Origin of the sequence: Nonomuraea fuscirosea, assembly GCF_035917475.1 — a bacterium.
In the GTDB taxonomy this organism is placed as follows: Bacteria; Actinomycetota; Actinomycetes; order Streptosporangiales; family Streptosporangiaceae; genus Nonomuraea; species Nonomuraea fuscirosea.
In genome coordinates, this window is the sequence record NZ_CP109074.1 from 3,761,479 (window position 1) to 3,776,594 (window position 15,116).

The 15,116-nt window shown below is 72.9% G+C and carries 11 protein-coding genes; 7 read left to right on the plus strand and 4 right to left on the minus strand.

The window, feature by feature from the left end:
• Positions 1–27: 27 nt before the first annotated feature.
• Together OIE67_RS17005 and OIE67_RS17010 are read right to left on the minus strand one after the other, a co-directional pair.
• Positions 28–2,265 carry an Orn/Lys/Arg family decarboxylase gene (locus OIE67_RS17005; protein ID WP_326641388.1) on the minus strand — a complete coding sequence of 746 codons (2,238 nt, stop codon included), beginning with the start codon at positions 2,263–2,265 and terminating at the stop codon, positions 28–30.
• 57 nt (positions 2,266–2,322) lie between these two features.
• On the minus strand, positions 2,323–3,372 hold the full coding sequence (locus tag OIE67_RS17010) for an acyl-CoA desaturase (RefSeq protein WP_326641390.1): 1,050 nt from the start codon (positions 3,370–3,372) through the stop codon (positions 2,323–2,325).
• A gap of 225 nt (positions 3,373–3,597) precedes the next feature.
• Between OIE67_RS17010 and OIE67_RS17015 the strand changes: the two genes are divergently transcribed.
• The 5 genes from OIE67_RS17015 (at position 3,598) to OIE67_RS17035 (ending at position 10,350) form a co-directional block, all read left to right on the plus strand.
• Entirely contained in the window at positions 3,598–4,917 is a 1,320-nt protein-coding gene (locus OIE67_RS17015) for a cytochrome P450 (RefSeq protein WP_326641392.1), read from the plus strand.
• An 86-nt stretch (positions 4,918–5,003) separates the two neighbouring features.
• Entirely contained in the window at positions 5,004–6,593 is a 1,590-nt protein-coding gene (locus OIE67_RS17020) for a peroxidase family protein (RefSeq protein WP_326641394.1), read from the plus strand.
• Positions 6,590–8,980, plus strand: a complete 2,391-nt coding sequence (locus tag OIE67_RS17025) for a hypothetical protein (protein ID WP_326641396.1) — start codon at positions 6,590–6,592, stop codon at positions 8,978–8,980. The genes OIE67_RS17020 and OIE67_RS17025 overlap by 4 nt, the downstream gene beginning before the upstream one ends.
• A gap of 9 nt (positions 8,981–8,989) precedes the next feature.
• The gene (locus OIE67_RS17030) at positions 8,990–9,232 is read left to right on the plus strand and encodes a hypothetical protein (protein WP_326641398.1); all 243 of its coding nucleotides are present in this window, start codon (positions 8,990–8,992) and stop codon (positions 9,230–9,232) included.
• Positions 9,233–9,393: 161 nt separating this feature from the next.
• Positions 9,394–10,350, plus strand: a complete 957-nt coding sequence (locus OIE67_RS17035; RefSeq protein ID WP_326645377.1) for an EamA family transporter — start codon at positions 9,394–9,396, stop codon at positions 10,348–10,350.
• A gap of 16 nt (positions 10,351–10,366) precedes the next feature.
• Here the strand turns inward: OIE67_RS17035 and OIE67_RS17040 are convergent, their stop codons facing one another.
• Complete coding sequence (locus OIE67_RS17040) at positions 10,367–11,203, minus strand: DinB family protein (protein WP_326641400.1); 837 nt, start codon at positions 11,201–11,203, stop codon at positions 10,367–10,369.
• 42 nt (positions 11,204–11,245) lie between these two features.
• Entirely contained in the window at positions 11,246–12,424 is a 1,179-nt protein-coding gene (locus OIE67_RS17045) for a cysteine desulfurase-like protein (protein WP_326641402.1), read from the minus strand.
• 9 nt (positions 12,425–12,433) lie between these two features.
• Between OIE67_RS17045 and OIE67_RS17050 the strand changes: the two genes are divergently transcribed.
• Positions 12,434–13,483, plus strand: a complete 1,050-nt coding sequence (locus OIE67_RS17050; RefSeq protein ID WP_326641404.1) for a winged helix DNA-binding domain-containing protein — start codon at positions 12,434–12,436, stop codon at positions 13,481–13,483.
• Between the two features lie 25 nt (positions 13,484–13,508).
• On the plus strand, positions 13,509–14,963 hold the full coding sequence (locus OIE67_RS17055; RefSeq protein WP_326641406.1) for a WS/DGAT/MGAT family O-acyltransferase: 1,455 nt from the start codon (positions 13,509–13,511) through the stop codon (positions 14,961–14,963).
• Positions 14,964–15,116: the final 153 nt, after the last annotated feature.

Sequence of the window (15,116 nt, forward strand, 5' to 3'; positions counted from 1 at the left end):
CGAAGGTTTACCCAGCGGCGCCGCCGTTCAACGGACCTCGACCTCGACGTGATAGCGGCCCTCGCCGTCGCGGTGCGCGCCGTGGATGTCGGTGGCGAGGTCGGGGAAGCAACGGTCGAACTCCTCCAGCGCCCGCAGGTACGTGATCAGCGGCCCGTCCGCGGGCCCGGCCGCCTCGCCCGGCATCAGCATGGGGATGCCCGGCGGCGTGACGACCACGATGGCGGCGCTCACGCTGCCGGCCAGGCGGTCGAGCGGCACCCGCTCGGTGCGCGAGCGGATCAGCGCCTGGTAGCTGTCGGCCGGGGTGCGCACCTGCTCGGGCAGGTCGGTGAAGATCTCGTTGACCAGCTCGCCGAGCCCCAGCGCGCGCAGCCGCTCGTGGACCTCGGTGCAGAACCGGCGCAGCGTCGTGGCCGCCGGGCCGAAACCCGGCAGCACCTCGGCCAGCGGCAGGTCGTCGTCGTAGGCGCGCTTGAAGTCGGTGAGCGCGTCGATCAGCGTGCCCCACTTGCCCTTGGTGATGCCCATGGAGAAGAGCACCAGCAGCGTGTGGTCGCCGGTCTTCTCCACCACGATGCCGCGCCGCCGCAGATAGGCGGCGACGATCCGGGCGGGGATGCCCCAGCCGAGCGTGCCCGCCACCGCGTCGGCCCCCGGGCAGACGATGGTCACCTTCACCGGGTCGAGCAGGCAGTAGCCGTCGCTCAGCCCCTGGAAGCCGTGCCAGGCGGCGCCGGGCTCCAGCACCCAGCACCCCGGATCCGCGGCCAGCCTGACCGGGTCGGCCTCGGCGAAGGGGACCGCACGGCCGGTGCCGGGCTCGGTGACGTGCGGAGGCTGCCAGACGCCGAAGTACCAGTCGGGCCGCCGGCCGTCCTCCCTGATGCGGCCGGCCAGCCGCACCATGGCCTGGCGGAAGCGCACCGCCTCGGTGACGGCCTCACCCACCAGGTACGGCCCCGACGGCCCGTCCATCATGCCCGCCGCCACGTCCAGGGAGGCGATCATCGGATAGAGCGGCGAGGTGGAGCAGTGCATCAGGTACGTCGCGTTGAGCCGCTCGTAGTCCACCGGCGCCCGCTCGGCCGGCCTGACGTGCAGCATCGCCGACTGCGACAGCGCCGCCAGCAGCTTGTGCGTGGACTGGGTGGCGAACACCGTGGGCCGGCGCGGCCCCGGCAGCGTCTCCTCGGTCACGGCCATGCCGTAGCGGCGGGCGTACAAGGGGTGGAAACGGGCGTAGGCGAACCACGCCTCGTCGAAATGCACGCGGGGAACGCTCTCGCCGAGCAGCTCCGCGACCCGTACGGCGTCGTAGCAGAGCCCGTCGTACGTCGAGTTGGTGATCACGGCGTAGACCGGATCGGTCTCGGCGAGAGGATGGCCGGCCAGGCGGGCGCGCAGCGCGGCCGGGTCGAGCGCCGCGGGCGGGATGGGACCGGCCAGGCCCAGGCCGTTGCGCTCCGGCACCAGGTACAGCGGGCGGGCGCCGCTGATGGTCAGCGCGTGCTGCAGGGACTTGTGGCAGTTGCGGTCGACCAGAGCGGTCTCGTCGCGGGCGACGGCGTGGTGGCCGACGACGCGGTTGGCGGTGGCGTTGCCGTTCATCACGAAGAAGGTGCGCTCGGCGCCGAACACGCGGGCCGCGTTGCGCTCGGACTCGCCGACCGGGCCCGTGTGCTCCAGCGGCGAGCCGAGCTCGGGGACGGAGATGGACAGATCGGTGCGCAGCAGGCGCTCGCCGTAGAAGTCGAAGAACGCCCGCCCGACGGGGGACTTCAGGAACGCGACCCCGCCCGCGTGCGCCGGGGTGTGCCAGGAGTACTGGTGGTGGTCCTGGAGGTCGCGCAGCGCGCGGAAGAACGGCGGCAGGATGCGGTCGGCGTACTCCTCGGTGGCGTGCACGATGCGCCCGGCGATGAAGTCGGGCGTGTCCTCCAGCGGGAAGACGAAGCCCTGGATGACCTCGTACACCCACAGGGGGAGCTCCTGCTCGGCGGTCATGAGGAAGACCGGCAGGCCACGGAAGCGGCGCAGGACCGCGTCCAGGCTCTGCTCGGCGCCCGGCGCGTCCCAGTCGGCCAGCATCCCGGCGAGCGAGGCGTCCGAGCCGATCACCGCCAGCGCGTCCTGGACCCGGTAGGTCCAGCGCAGTTGCACGCCGAGCCGGCCCATCGCCGCGCCGACGCGGCGGACCTGCTCGGCGAGCGCCGTGTCGGCGTCGGGACGCTCCGCGATCGCGGCGAGAACCGTTCGTTCCATACGAGCTCCATGGGCGTGGGGACGATGAGGGAACCGGAGACGGGGACGGCACGCGCCTCAGGACGGCGGGCCAGCGCCGCGTTCGGAGATCCGGCCGCTCGTCGGATCGGTCACCTGGGCGGCGATCCGGCCCGCCGTCGGATCGGTGATCTGGCCGGTCGTCGAGCTGGTCGTCGAGCTGCTCGTCCGGGCCACCAGGCGGTCGGCGCGGGGCCAGCGCACGTCGTGGGCCCAGCCCGCCCGCTCGAACCAGCGGATCAGCCGCGCGCTCGGGTCGAGTTGGCCCTTGAGCACGCCGTGGCGGGCGCAGGCCGGCTCCACGTGGTGCCAGTTGTGCCAGCCCTCGCCCAGCGTCAGCAGCGCCACCCAGCGCACGTTGGACGAGCGGTCCCTGGTACGGAACGGCCGGTCGCCGAAGGTGTGGGCGATCGAGTTCACCGACCAGGTGACGTGGTGCACCACGGCGTACCGCACCAGCCCGCCCCACAGCAGCCCGCTCCACGCGCCCGCCCACGACATCGACCACAACCCGCCCGCGGCGGCGGGAAGCGCGAACGACAGCAGCACGACCAGCGGATAGGCGGCGTCGAAGCGCCGCACGTCGGGATCGGCGAGCAGGTCGGGCACCCAGTGCGCGCGGCTGGAGCGGCGGCGGGCGGTGTAGAACCAGCCGATGTGCGCGTGCAGCATGCCGCGCAGCAGCGCCAGGCCGCTGTCCCCGTAGCGCCACGGCGAGTGCGGGTCGCCCTCGCGGTCGGCGTACTTGTGGTGGCGGCGGTGCTCGGCCGCCCACAAGGACACCGAGCCCTCCACGGCCAGGCCGCCGGCCAGCATGAGCGCCAGCCGCAGCGGCCGGTTCGCCTTGAAGGCGCGGTGGGTGAAGAGCCGGTGGTAGCCGATGGCGATGCCGAAGATGCTCACCAGGTACATGACGACCGCGATGACCAGGTCACGCGGGCCGACGCCCCAGCCCCAGGCGGCCGGGATCGCGAGCACCGGCAGCAGCACGGGCAGGACGATCAGGACGACCAGATAGGCCGCGCGGCGGCCGGCGGTGACCGTCACCGTCTCCGCCCTGCTCGTTCCGGTGGGGTCCGGCTGCGGCATGGGTGACGTCACGTTACCCCCACGGGTGCGACAAGAGGATGAGGTCCCCATTGAAGGGCCAGCCCCCTGGAGCGCGGCAATGTCCCCGCAGTGACGGATCAGTTACTCTCAGGAAGCAAAACAATGCGCGCCGTAGCCATGAAGGAAAGCCGGGCCCTCTCCATAGATTGTGATTGCACAGTGTGATCATGCCCGTTCGTTCCGATATCGGTGGAGGTCTGCGCCATGGGTGCTGTCGAACAGACGACCGCGGGCGGCTACCTGGAGGCGTACGAGCAGGCTCTCGCCCGTGCCCCGATGTCGGCGTTCGGGCTGGTCAGGGAGTGGATGCGGACCGACTGGCGCAACCTGTTCGCCGAGCTGCGCGAACGACGGCCCGTCTTCGTCACCCCCGCCTTCACCGTCGTGACCCGCTTCGCCGACGTCACGGAGGTGCTGTCGCACGAGGAGGTCTTCTCCGTCCGCGCCTTCGGCCCGCGCCTCGACGCCGCGCTCGGCGCGCCGTTCATGCTGGGGCGGGACGCCACCCCGATGAACTGGCGGGAGAAGGGCCTGATGCAGGCCATCCTCGACCCGGGCGACGCGGCCCGGGTCCGCGACCTGACCGGCCGCCTCGCTGACGACCTCCTCGACGCGGCCCTCTCAGGTGGGGCTTCGGACGGGAGCGTGGAGGCGGTCGGTGCGCTGTTCCGGCCCGTCGCTCTCGCCGTGTGCGCGCGTTACTTCGGCGTGCCAGGACCCGACCAGGCCACCCTGTCGCGCTGGACGCGGGCCGTCGTCGCCGACGGCTTCGCCAACTTCGTCGGCGACCCGGCGATGCGGGCCGCGTCCGAGCAGGCGGGCGCCGAACTGGTCGCCCACCTGCGCGACCTCATGGCCCGGCACCGGGCCGACCTGGCGGCGGGACGAGACCTGCCCGACGACGTCTTCACCCGCCTGGTCCGCTCGTCCCTGCCCGCCGGCACCGGCCTGACCGACGAACGCATCGTGACCAACATGGCGGGCATGCCGCTGGGCTTCGTGGAGAGCGCGCCAGGGGCCATGGCGGAGGCGGTCGAACAGCTCCTGCTGCGCCCCGACGTGCTCGCGAAGGCCGTGGCCGCGGCCCCCGACCCCGACCGGTTCGACCCGTACGTCTGGGAGGCGCTGCGGTTCAGCCCGTTCTTCAAGCTGATCCCCCGGCTGTGCGAGCGCGATCACGTCCTGGCCGCCGGCACCCCGCGCAGCACGCTCATCCCGGCCGGCACCTTCGTGCTCGCGGCGCCGGCGTCGGCGATGTTCGACGCGGACGTGGTGCCCCGGCCCGAGGAGTTCCGCCTCGACCGTCCCCGCCACCACCGGCTGTTCTTCGGCTCGGGCCACCACGCCTGCCTCGGCGTGCACGTGGCCGGCCCCGTGATCGCCGAGACCGTCCGCCGCCTGCTGCTGCTGCGCCCCGGCGTACGCCTGCTGCCGCCACCGCGAGGCCGCGTCGAACGGTCACTCGGCATCTTCCCCGACGCGTTCGTCCTCGGAACCGGCGCGAAGGGGCAGGAGGGCCGATGACGAGGAAGGAACCGACGACGACGGAGGGATCGACGACGCCGGCAGGGCCCGTGACGGCGGGAGGATCGGTGGCGGCAGGAGGACCGATGGCGGCGCGACGCCCGGCGAGCGCGCGCGGCATCGCCACGGACGGCCTGGCGAACCGGCTCAGGTTCCTGGCCCTGACCAACGGCCGGCCGTTCTGGGACCTGGTGCAGAAGTGCCCGCCGCTACGCCGCCGGGTCAACGCCACGCTGATCGACCACGCGGTCCGCGAGATGCCGCCGCGCCCCGAGCCGCTGAGCACGATGGCCGACTACACCTCGTGGGCCTCACTCACCGACCGCACCTACAGCGGCAGGCACCTGCCGCCGGTGCACGCCGACGAGGATCGCCGGCCCGCTCCCGAGGTCGCGGCCGGCCTGTTCGCCCGCGGCGAGTCCATGGTCCCGTGCCGGCGCTCCACGGTGCTGTTCGCGTACTTCGCCCAATGGTTCACCGACGGTTTCCTGCGCAGCGACGCGAACGTCCCGCGCGACCCGCGCAAGAACAGCTCGAACCACCACATCGACCTCAACCAGGTGTACGGCCTCGACGCGGTGGCGACCACCGCGCTGCGCACGCTCGAAGGCGGGCAGCTCAAGAGCCGGCTCATCAACGGCGGCGAGTTCCCGCCCTACCTGTGCGAACACGGCAAGATCAAACCGGAGTTCGCCCCGCTGAGCGTCATCGACTTCGACGAACTCACCGACGCGCGACGCGACACCCTGTTCGCCACCGGCAGCGACCGGGGCAACATCCAGATCGGCTTCACCATGCTCACGGTGCTGTTCCTGCGCGAGCACAACCGGGTGGCCCGGCTGCTGGCCCGGCGTCATCCGCGCTGGGACGACGAACGGCTCTTCCAGACGGCCCGCAACGTCCTCATCGTGCTGCTGATCAAACTGGTCGTCGAGGAGTACATCAACCACATCACCCCCTACCACTTCCGCTTCACCCTGGACCCCCGGCTGTCGGCGGCGCTGGCCCGCGCGCCGTGGCACCGCGAGAACTGGGCGTCGGTCGAGTTCAACCTCGTCTACCGCTGGCACAGCCTGATCCCGTCCCGCCTGTCGGTGGGCGGGCGCGACCTGCCGCTGGCCGAGACCCTGCTCGCCGGGCCGCTGATCCCGGAGGCCGGCCTGGCCCGGCTCTTCGAGGACGCCTCCGGCCAGCGGGCCGGCCGCATCGGCCTGTTCAACACCGACCCCGTCCTGCACCCGATCGAGACGGCCAGCATCGCCGAGTCCCGGGCGCTCGGGCTGGCGCCGTACAACAGCTACCGCGAGCACTGCCGCTTTCCGGCGGTACGTCGCTTCGAGCACATCAACGGTGATCCGCGGATCAGTGGTGCGTTGCGCGAGCTTTATCGCGACGTGGACGACATCGACCTGTACGTTGGACTGTTCGCCGAAGAACCCGGATGCCCCGACGCCATCCTGCCCCCGCTGCTCACCAAGATCATCGCGATCGACGCCTTCTCCCAGGCCCTCACCAACCCGCTCCTGGCCCCACGCGTCTTCAACGCCGCCACCTTCTCCCCGTACGGCGCCCGCGTCATCACCGCCACCCGCACCCTCGCCGACGTCGTACGCCGTAACACCCCCGAGGACCCGACCCCCCGCTTCATCAGCATGTCCCGCCGGACCCGCCCATGAGCAGCGGCGCCGATCCGGCGGACGCGGTCGCCGACGACCCTGCGGCTGCGACCGTGACCGCCGGTGCTGTTTCGGCGGATGCGGTGGTGAACGGCGGCGATGTTCCCACCGGCGGTCCCACCGGCGGTCCCACCGGCGGTCCCACCGGCGCCGTCGCGAACGACGGTGAGGACCCGGCGGGGTCGCTGCGCGCTGCCGCCCGCGAACTGGTGGACATCGCGATCCTGATCCAGGACGCGGCGGCGCACACCACGGCCGCCCTCACCGACACCGCACTGCTCCGTGCCCTGCCCCACGCCCCCGCCACGGGCCGTCCCGCCTACCGCGCGCTGCTGCGAGCCGCGACGAACCGGCACGGCCTCGGCTACGCGCTCACCGGCACCCACACACCCACCGCGCCCACCGCAGCGACTCCGACCACCGCAGCGTTGACCGGTTCGACGAGCTCGGCCGTCTTCGGTGTGCTGGCCACGTTGGCCGGGAAGGTCGGGGCGATGCTGGGAGGTGAGAGTCTGGCTGTTCGGGTGCTGGCTGCTTCGTTGCGGTTGCGGGTGGCGGCCGTGGCTGTCGATCATCCTGAGCTGAGCGAGGATCCTCTGGTGGTCAGGCTCATCGAGGCCGCCGCCGCGGATCGGGATCTGGAGGCCGTTCGGGCGCTGCGTGCCCTGCTCAAGGACCGGGGCGCGGTGCGGGCGCTCAGCCTGCTCGCCCCCGTCTTCGGTGAGGTGCTCGCGTTGCGTGCGCTGCTGGACGAGAACCCGCTCAACGACGCCACCGCCTGGCTGATCGCCACCGGGAGGGGTTTCGCCACCGCCGACCCGGTCACGGGCATGAGCAACAGGGCCGTCGCGCTCCTCGACTTCGGTGAAGGAGCCGCCCGCCGGGTCGAGCCGACCCCGGCCGAGTCGGCCCGGCTGAGCACACGAGGATCGTTGCTGGACGTCCTGGGCAACATCGGCACGATCGGCACCACCGGACGGGCCCTCATCCAGAGCGTCGAAGGCCCCGACGGAGTGATCCGCCACATCCTCCAGGCGCCGGGCATGCGGGTGGGACACCCCGACGGACGTTCGCCCCAGGACCTGCTCGGCGCGTTCAGCAGCGCCGTCCTGGACAGCAGCCCCTACAGCCGCGCCCTGGCCCAGGCCGTGGCCGACTACGGGCTGCCCCCGGACGCCGAACTCGCGCTCGTCGGCCACAGCGCGGGCGGGGCGGCGATCATGAACCTGGCGCAGGACTCCGGCTTCTGCGCCCGCCACCGCGTCACCCACGCCATCGCCGTCGGCGCTCCCGTCGACTTCAAACGGCCCGCCGACCCGCGAACGTGGGTGGCCAGCGTCACCAACCAGCACGACCTCGTCCCCACCCTCGACGGACAGGGCGCCGGCACCTGCTTCGACCTGCACCCCGGCTGGTACGCCGTCGACTACACCGACTCCACCCACCTGTTCCCGCTCTGCCACGGCATCGAGCACTACCTGGCCAACCTCGCCGACGACCTGCCCGAGGCCCGCGAGCACATCGACGAACGGCTGAAGCCCTTCCACGGGCCGGTCGTGCGCTCGCAGGCGTACCTGCTGTTCGACCGGCCGCCGGACCCGGGGGAGTTCCCCTTCCTGACCGTGCCCACGCGCCCGGTCGAGACCGCCGGCGCGACGGCCGACCTGCCGATCCGGTGCCGGGACGGCTCCGCGCTCACCGCCTACTTCGCCGCGCGCCCGGGCGTGGCGGCCCGGCTGCTGAAGGGCAGCGGGCTCGCCCCCTTGCTGGTGGCGGGCCGGGCCCTGGTCGGCGTGCACGCGGCCTGGAACCGGCGCAGCAGTGCGGGCGGCCACCGCGAGCTGCAGATCGGCATCGTCGTCTCCGGCCCAGGCCGCCGATCCGCGTGGTCGGGCTGGCGTGGCTTGTTCCGCCGGGCGGAGTTGCGCCGGTCCGGCGACTTCCTGCTCGGCTCCGCGGTCGACACCCCGATGGCGCGTGAGCTCGGCCCGCGCTTGTGGGGCGGTGAGACGTACCTGACGGCCCTGGACGTGCGGGTCGGCGTCCGGCGCGGGGCCGGGCCGGGGGCCTGGTCGGCGCTGGTCGTCGCCGACGGGATTTTCACGATGGAGGGCAGGCTGGGCCCCGGGCTGCCCATGAGCGATCCCGGCTCGGTGGGTTACGCCGGTGAGGCCGGTGCTCTGCTGCGTTCGACCGTACGGGCGCGGGGGCTCGCCCGGTTGCACCCCGCGCCGCCGATGCGGCTGACCGTCGAGCCCCGGTCGCCCCATCCGCTGGCTCGGCGGCTGCGCGAACTGGGAGTCGACGGCGCTCGCCCGCTGCTGTGCCTGTCGGCGGCCACTCGTCAATCGATCCGGGACGCCGCCGCTCCCGTACCGCCCGCCTGAGAGGACGCCATGCCCGACGGACAGAGCACGATCGCCGCGCACGCCGAGGTTCTGCGCAGGGACGCTCAAGCCCTCACCGCCTGCACCGAACGCCTGCGCGCGATCGAGGCCGCCCTGGAAGCGGCCGGCGCGGCGCCGCCCTGGCTGCGCGCGGCGGTGCACGCCCACTGCGCCGCCTGCGTGACTGCCGCCGCCGACCTGCGGACGGCCGTCCGCCACCTGCTCGAATACGCCGAGCAGGCGAGCCGCTGACGACGGACCGAGGACCCACCGGCTCGAACCCGCTCCGGGAGCCCGGCTCGAACGAACTCCCGCGCCCGGCTTGAACGTGCTCCGAGTGCCGGCCACGCCCACCAGGGAGTCGATATCCGATTGCCCGATGGGCGCTCGATGTGTCAGCGTCGCTGGACGTGATGTCAGGGCAGGTGATGGGGATGCGGTACGCGGGGCTGGCGCTCGCGCTCGGGTCCTCGTGGTGCTTCGGGTTCTCCGGGCCGATGGCCAAATACCTCGACGCGGCCGGGCTGGCGCCGATGGAGGCGGTGTGGGCGCGGATGGCGGGTGCGGGGCTGCTGCTCGTGGCGGTGCTGGCCGTGGTCAGGCCGCAGGCGTTGCGGATCCCGCGCTCCAGGGTGGCGTTCGTCTGCCTGTACGCGATCATGGCGGTGGCCGGCGTGCAGTCGCTGTACTTCGCCGCGATCACACGCCTGCCGGTGGGGATCGCGCTGCTGCTCGTCTACATGGCGCCCGTGATGGTGGTCGCCTGGGTACGGCTGGTACGCAGAGCCCGGCCGGCGCCGGCCGCGTACGCCGGGGCGGTCGTCGCGATCGCGGGCCTCGGGATCGTCGCCGAGGTCTGGCAGGAGGTACGCCTCGACGCGCTGGGCCTGCTGCTGGGCCTGCTGGCGGCGGCGTGCTCCGCCGGATACTTCCTGATGAACGATGGCTTCGGGGCGGAGATGGATCCGCTCGGCCTCGTCGCCTGGGGGATGACCGGGGCGGCCGTGGTGCTGATCCCGTTCGCGCGGCCCTGGGCGCTGAACTGGGAGGCGTTCACGATGTCCGTCACGCCCGCCGCCGGCGGTCAGCGGCTGCCCGTGCTGCTGGCGTACCTGTGGATGGTGCTGGTCGCGACCGTGATCGCGTACATCATGGGGGTCAACGCCGTGCGGCGGCTGTCGGCCGCCGTGGCCGTCACCGTGGCGTCGCTGGAGGTCGTCGGCGGGGCGGTGGTGGCCTGGGCGCTGGTGGGGGAGCGGCTGGGCGCGTTCCAGATCGTGGGCGGGCTGATCCTGCTGTCGGGCGCGCTGCTCGCCCAGACCGCCACCCGCCTGGGCGCCCCACGACGGCCGGTCACCGCGCGCCGCTAGCCTGCCGCCGTGGAGGTCAGCCCTGCTCCTCCGGGACAGGTGCCTGCCCAGCGCCCTCCTTCTCCAGGATGGTCAGGTCGCGTTCGGCGTAGAGCCGGTGCTCCCACTCCTCGTTGAGGATGATGAGCAGGCAGTCCTTGAACGGGAAGCTGTCGGCCTGCGGCCAGCCGGGCTCGGGACGCGACACCTCGGAGGCCAGCCGCTCCTCGGTGAGCGACTCCATGACGCGCCGGACCATGGCCTGGCGTTCGCGGCGGATCGCGAGCACCTCGTCGAGCGCGGGCCGGGCCGCGCGATCCCACGGATAGCCGCCCCTTTGCGGCGCCTCGTCCCACGGCAGGTCCAGCGGATGCCAGGGGGAGAGGTCGCCGAGGATCATCCGTCCCGCCCAGGCGCCGGTGGCGAAGTTGAGGTGGCGCAGCGTCTGGATGAACGACCACTCCTCGTCGACCTCGCGGTGCAGCGACGCCTCCGGGAACGTCCTGGCCCGGGCCACGGTCCCCGCCCACAGCCGCTCCAGGATCGCCCAGGCCTCGCGGAAGCCGTCGGCGTCGGCGGGGCGCATCTTCGCCCGGTCCGGCATGCGGCGGTTCAGCTCGGCGTCGACCAGCGGCGCGATGTCCACTCCGTTCACGACGACGTGTCCCAGCTCGCCGCTGATCTCGACGTCGACCAGCTCGACGCCCCGCAACCGGGTGCCCTCGAAGAAGGCGCCGCGGATCCGCGCGCCGGAGAAGTCGACCGACCGCATGCTCGCGCCGTCCAGCTTCACCCGGTTGAAGGAGGCGCCCGACAGGGTCACGCGCTCGAAGCGTGCCCCTGTCAGGTCCTGCTCGTGGAATTCAGAGGTCATGGCCGTCACGTTAGGACAGGTTCCGGACGATCCGCTTCCGGTTCAGGCCAGCCGGGCCACCCCTTCCAGGAGCCGATCGACGTCGGAGCGGTCGTTGTAGTGGACCAGGCCCGCGCGCACCGCGCCACCCGTGTCACGGATGCCCAGCACGCCGGTCAGCTCCCAGGCGTAGTTGTGCCCGTTCCACACGTTGACGCCGCGCTTGGCCAGGTGCTCGGCCACCTGGCGCGGGGTGTGCCCGGCCACGTTGAAGTACACGGTGGCGGTGCGCCTGGCCGGTTTGCCGTACAGGGTGACGTGCGGCATCGTCTCCAGCTCCCCGGTGAGGACGGAGAACAGCGCCGTCTCGTGCTCCTCGGCCGCGCTCATGGAGGCCAGCAGGCGTTCGCGGCGGTTGCCCGTGCCCGGCACCATCGCGGCCAGGTGGTCCACGGCGGCGGTCACCCCGTCGAGGTCGGCGAAGGCCGCCGTCCCCGTCTCGAACCGCTCCGGCACCGTGTCCGCCGAGGAGGCCAGCTTGTCCGGCCTGATCGTCTCCAGCAGCGCCGGGTCGGCGACCACCGCGCCGATGTGCGGGCCCGACCACTTGTACGCGCTCGTCGCGTAGAAGTCCGCGCCCAGCGCCCGCATGTCCACCGGGCCGTGGGGGGTGGCGTGCACGCCGTCCACGTACATCAGCGCGCCCGCCCGGTGCGCCAGCTCGGCGATGGCGGGCACGTCGGGGCGGGTGCCGAGGATGTTGCTGGCCGCGGTGACCGCGACCACCCGGGTGCGCTCGTTGATCAGCTCGGCGTACTGCTCGACCGGCAGCTCCCCGGTGACCGGGTCCACCTCGGCCCAGCGTACGGTGGCGCCGACCTGCGTCCAGGGGCGCACGTTGGCGTCGTGGTCGAGCCGGGAGAGCACCACCTCGTCCCCCGGCCCCGCGATGGCGCGGGCCAGACGGTAGGTGAGCGTGGTCATGTTGGGGCCGAGGATGACACCGCCCGGATCGCCGCCGACCAGGTCGGCCACGGCGGCGCGGCAGGCGGCCACGATGGCGTCGGAGCGGTGGCTGGCCGGGAAGGCGCCGCCCACGTTGCCGATCCCCGTCCGGTAGGCGGTGGCGATGGCGTCGATCACGGGCCGGGGGGTCTGCGTGCCGGCCGCGCCGTCGAGATAGGCGTAGCCGTCGGACAGCGCTGGGTATGTGGCGCGTACCTCTTTAATGGGGAAGGGCATGATATGTAGATGCTCAGCCTCCGCGACCTCAACCGTGCCACGCTGGCCCGCCAGCATCTCCTCTCCCGCCACCAGGGGGACGCGGCCGACGTCGTGCACCGGCTGGCCGGGCTGCAGGCGCAGGAGCCGCGCCCGCCCTACCTGGCGATGTGGACCCGGCTGGAGGGGTTTCAGCGCGACGACCTGCACGCGGCGCTGCACGCGCGCACGCTGGTCCGGGCCACCCTGTGGCGGGCCACGCTGCACCTGGTGACGGCGGCGGACTTCGCCGCGTTCCGGCCGGAGGTGGCGCCCGTGCTGGCCGCCGCGGCCCGCCGCTTCGACGGGATCGACTTCGACGCGGTGGTGGCCGCCGCGGACCGGCTGCTCGCGGCGGGGCCCATGACCTTCAACGAGCTGCGGCCCCGGCTGCTGGCGGAGTTCCCCGGCGCGTACGACCGCGCGCTCGGGTACGCCGTGCGCATGCTCACCCCGCTGATCATGGAGCCGACCGAGGACCGGTGGAGCTTCCCGCGCGAGGCGGCGTTCGGGCTGCCCGGCATCGAACCGGCGCCCGCCGGCACGCCGGTCCTGATCGAGCGCTACCTGGCCGCGTTCGGCCCGGCCACCCCCGCCGACGTGCAGACCTGGTCCGGGCTGAACGGACTGCGCAAGGTCATGGAGGGTATGGAGCTGGACAGAGTGACCGACTTCGCCGGAAGGGAGCTGTTCGACCTGCCTGGGGCGCCGCGGCCGGGCGGTGACGTGCCCGCGCCCGTACGCTTCCTGCCCGACTTCGACACGCTGATCCTCGGCCACGCGGACCGGACCCGGGTGCTGGCCGACGAGCACAAGAGCCGCGTCGTCACCAAGAACCTGCGGGTGCGGGCCGTCTACCTGGTCGACGGGTTCGCGGCCGGGACCTGGCAGATCAAGCGGTCGGGCAAGAAGGCCAAACTGCTCGTCAGCCCGTTCGGACCGGCCGGCCTGGAGCCGCTGGAAGAGGAGGGGCTGCGGCTGCTCGCCTTCGCCGAGCCCGACGCCGCGACGCGCTCGCTTGAACTGGCGGATCAGGTCTGATTGGTTCGGGGACGGAGGTGTGACGATGCCGCAGCTGACCGCACTCGACGCGCAGTTCCTGCACTTCGAGACCGCCACGAATCCGGCCAACATCGCCGGCCTGGCGATCCTCGACCGTGACGTCAACCGCGCCGATCTGCAGGCCCTGCTCCAGCAGCGGCTCCCGCACGTGCCCGCGATGCGGCGCAAGCTGGCGCCGGTGCCCCTGGGGCTCGACCACCCGTACTGGACCCAGGAGGACGACCTCGATCTCGACTACCACGTACGTGAGATCGGGCTGCCCCCGCCGGGCGACGAGCGGCAGCTGGCCGACCAGGTCTCCCGCCTGCACGCCCGCCGCCTCGACCGCGGCCGCCCGCTGTGGGAGATCTACCTGATCCACGGGCTGTCCGGCGGGCGCATGGGCCTCTACACGAAGATCCACCACGCCGCCGTGGACGGGGTCGGCGGCGCCGACGTGCTGGCCGCGCTGCTCGACCTCACGCCCGAGCCCGCCCCGCCGCCCGAGGCGGCGCCCGAGCACGACCCGGCCCCGCCGGGACCCGCGGGCATGCTGGCGCGCGGCCTGGCCAGGCTGGCGGGCAACCCCGCTCACGCCGTGCGCTTCGCCGCCCGCGCCATCCCGCACCTGGACGAGATCCCCGTCGTCTCCTGGCTGCCCGGCGCCGGGACCGTCTCCAGCCTGGCCCGCCGCCTGGCCGGCAGCGGCCGGGTGCCGGAGCTGCCGCCGCTCCCCGCGCCGCGGACCCCGTTCAGCGGGCCGCTGTCGGCGCACCGGCGCTTCGCTTTCGTGTCGCTGCCGCTGGAGGAGATCAAGCGGGTGCGCAAGGCGTTCCAGTCGCCGGCGGAGGGGAAGGCCGGGGTCACGGTCAACGACGTGGTCATGGCCGTGTGCGCCGGCGGACTCCGCCGCTGGCTGGCCGCGCACGGCGGCGTGCCGGCCCAGCCGCTGGTGGCGGGCGTGCCGTTCTCGCTGCGGGCGGCCGGCGACGAGGGGCCGGGCAACCAGGTGGCGATCATGACCGCGCCGCTGGCCGTGCACGTCGCCGACCCCGTCGAGCGGCTGCGCCACGTACGGCACGCCATGCACCGGATCAAGGACCGCTTCTCGCTGTCCCCCGCGCGGTGGCTGCGCGAGTTCAGCGAGTCGATGCCGGCCGCGCTCATGGGGCTGGCCTCACGCTCCGCGTTCGACCTCGTGGGCCAGGCGGCGCCGCCGATCAACCTGATGGTCTCGAACGTGCCGGGGCCGCAGTTCCCCCTGTACGTGTGCGGGGCACGGCTGCTCAGCCACTATCCCGTCTCGGTGATCACGGACGTGAGCGGCGGCGTGAACATCACCGCCTTCTCCTACGACGGCTCGCTCGACATAGGCGTCGTCACCGACAGGGAGATGGTGCCGGACGCGTGGGAGCTGGCCGGAAACCTGCGCGAGGCGCTGGACGAGCTGCTCGACGTGGACGCCGTCCCACCGCGATAGCTCCCGTCACCGCGGAGGAGGAGATCGAATGGTTGGCCTCCAGGAGCTTTCCGCCGCGCGAGCGGGGGAACCTATGGGAGGGCGCGGTGCCGGGGTCCGGCGGAGAGGGGAACGGGTGGGGGCGCGGGAAGGGCTGATCCGCTGACCGGGCCG

Bases quoted from the DNA above. Each gene is read 5' to 3' on its own strand.
- OIE67_RS17005 (WP_326641388.1), bottom strand. From the start codon at position 2,265: ATGGAACGAACGGTTCTCGCCGCGATCGCGGAGCGTCCCGACGCCGAC.
- OIE67_RS17010 (WP_326641390.1), bottom strand. From the start codon at position 3,372: ATGCCGCAGCCGGACCCCACCGGAACGAGCAGGGCGGAGACGGTGACG.
- OIE67_RS17015 (WP_326641392.1), top strand. From the start codon at position 3,598: ATGGGTGCTGTCGAACAGACGACCGCGGGCGGCTACCTGGAGGCGTAC.
- OIE67_RS17020 (WP_326641394.1), top strand. From the start codon at position 5,004: ATGGCGGCGCGACGCCCGGCGAGCGCGCGCGGCATCGCCACGGACGGC.
- OIE67_RS17025 (WP_326641396.1), top strand. From the start codon at position 6,590: ATGAGCAGCGGCGCCGATCCGGCGGACGCGGTCGCCGACGACCCTGCG.
- OIE67_RS17030 (WP_326641398.1), top strand. From the start codon at position 8,990: ATGCCCGACGGACAGAGCACGATCGCCGCGCACGCCGAGGTTCTGCGC.
- OIE67_RS17035 (WP_326645377.1), top strand. From the start codon at position 9,394: ATGTCAGGGCAGGTGATGGGGATGCGGTACGCGGGGCTGGCGCTCGCG.
- OIE67_RS17040 (WP_326641400.1), bottom strand. From the start codon at position 11,203: ATGACCTCTGAATTCCACGAGCAGGACCTGACAGGGGCACGCTTCGAG.
- OIE67_RS17045 (WP_326641402.1), bottom strand. From the start codon at position 12,424: ATGCCCTTCCCCATTAAAGAGGTACGCGCCACATACCCAGCGCTGTCC.
- OIE67_RS17050 (WP_326641404.1), top strand. From the start codon at position 12,434: ATGCTCAGCCTCCGCGACCTCAACCGTGCCACGCTGGCCCGCCAGCAT.
- OIE67_RS17055 (WP_326641406.1), top strand. From the start codon at position 13,509: ATGCCGCAGCTGACCGCACTCGACGCGCAGTTCCTGCACTTCGAGACC.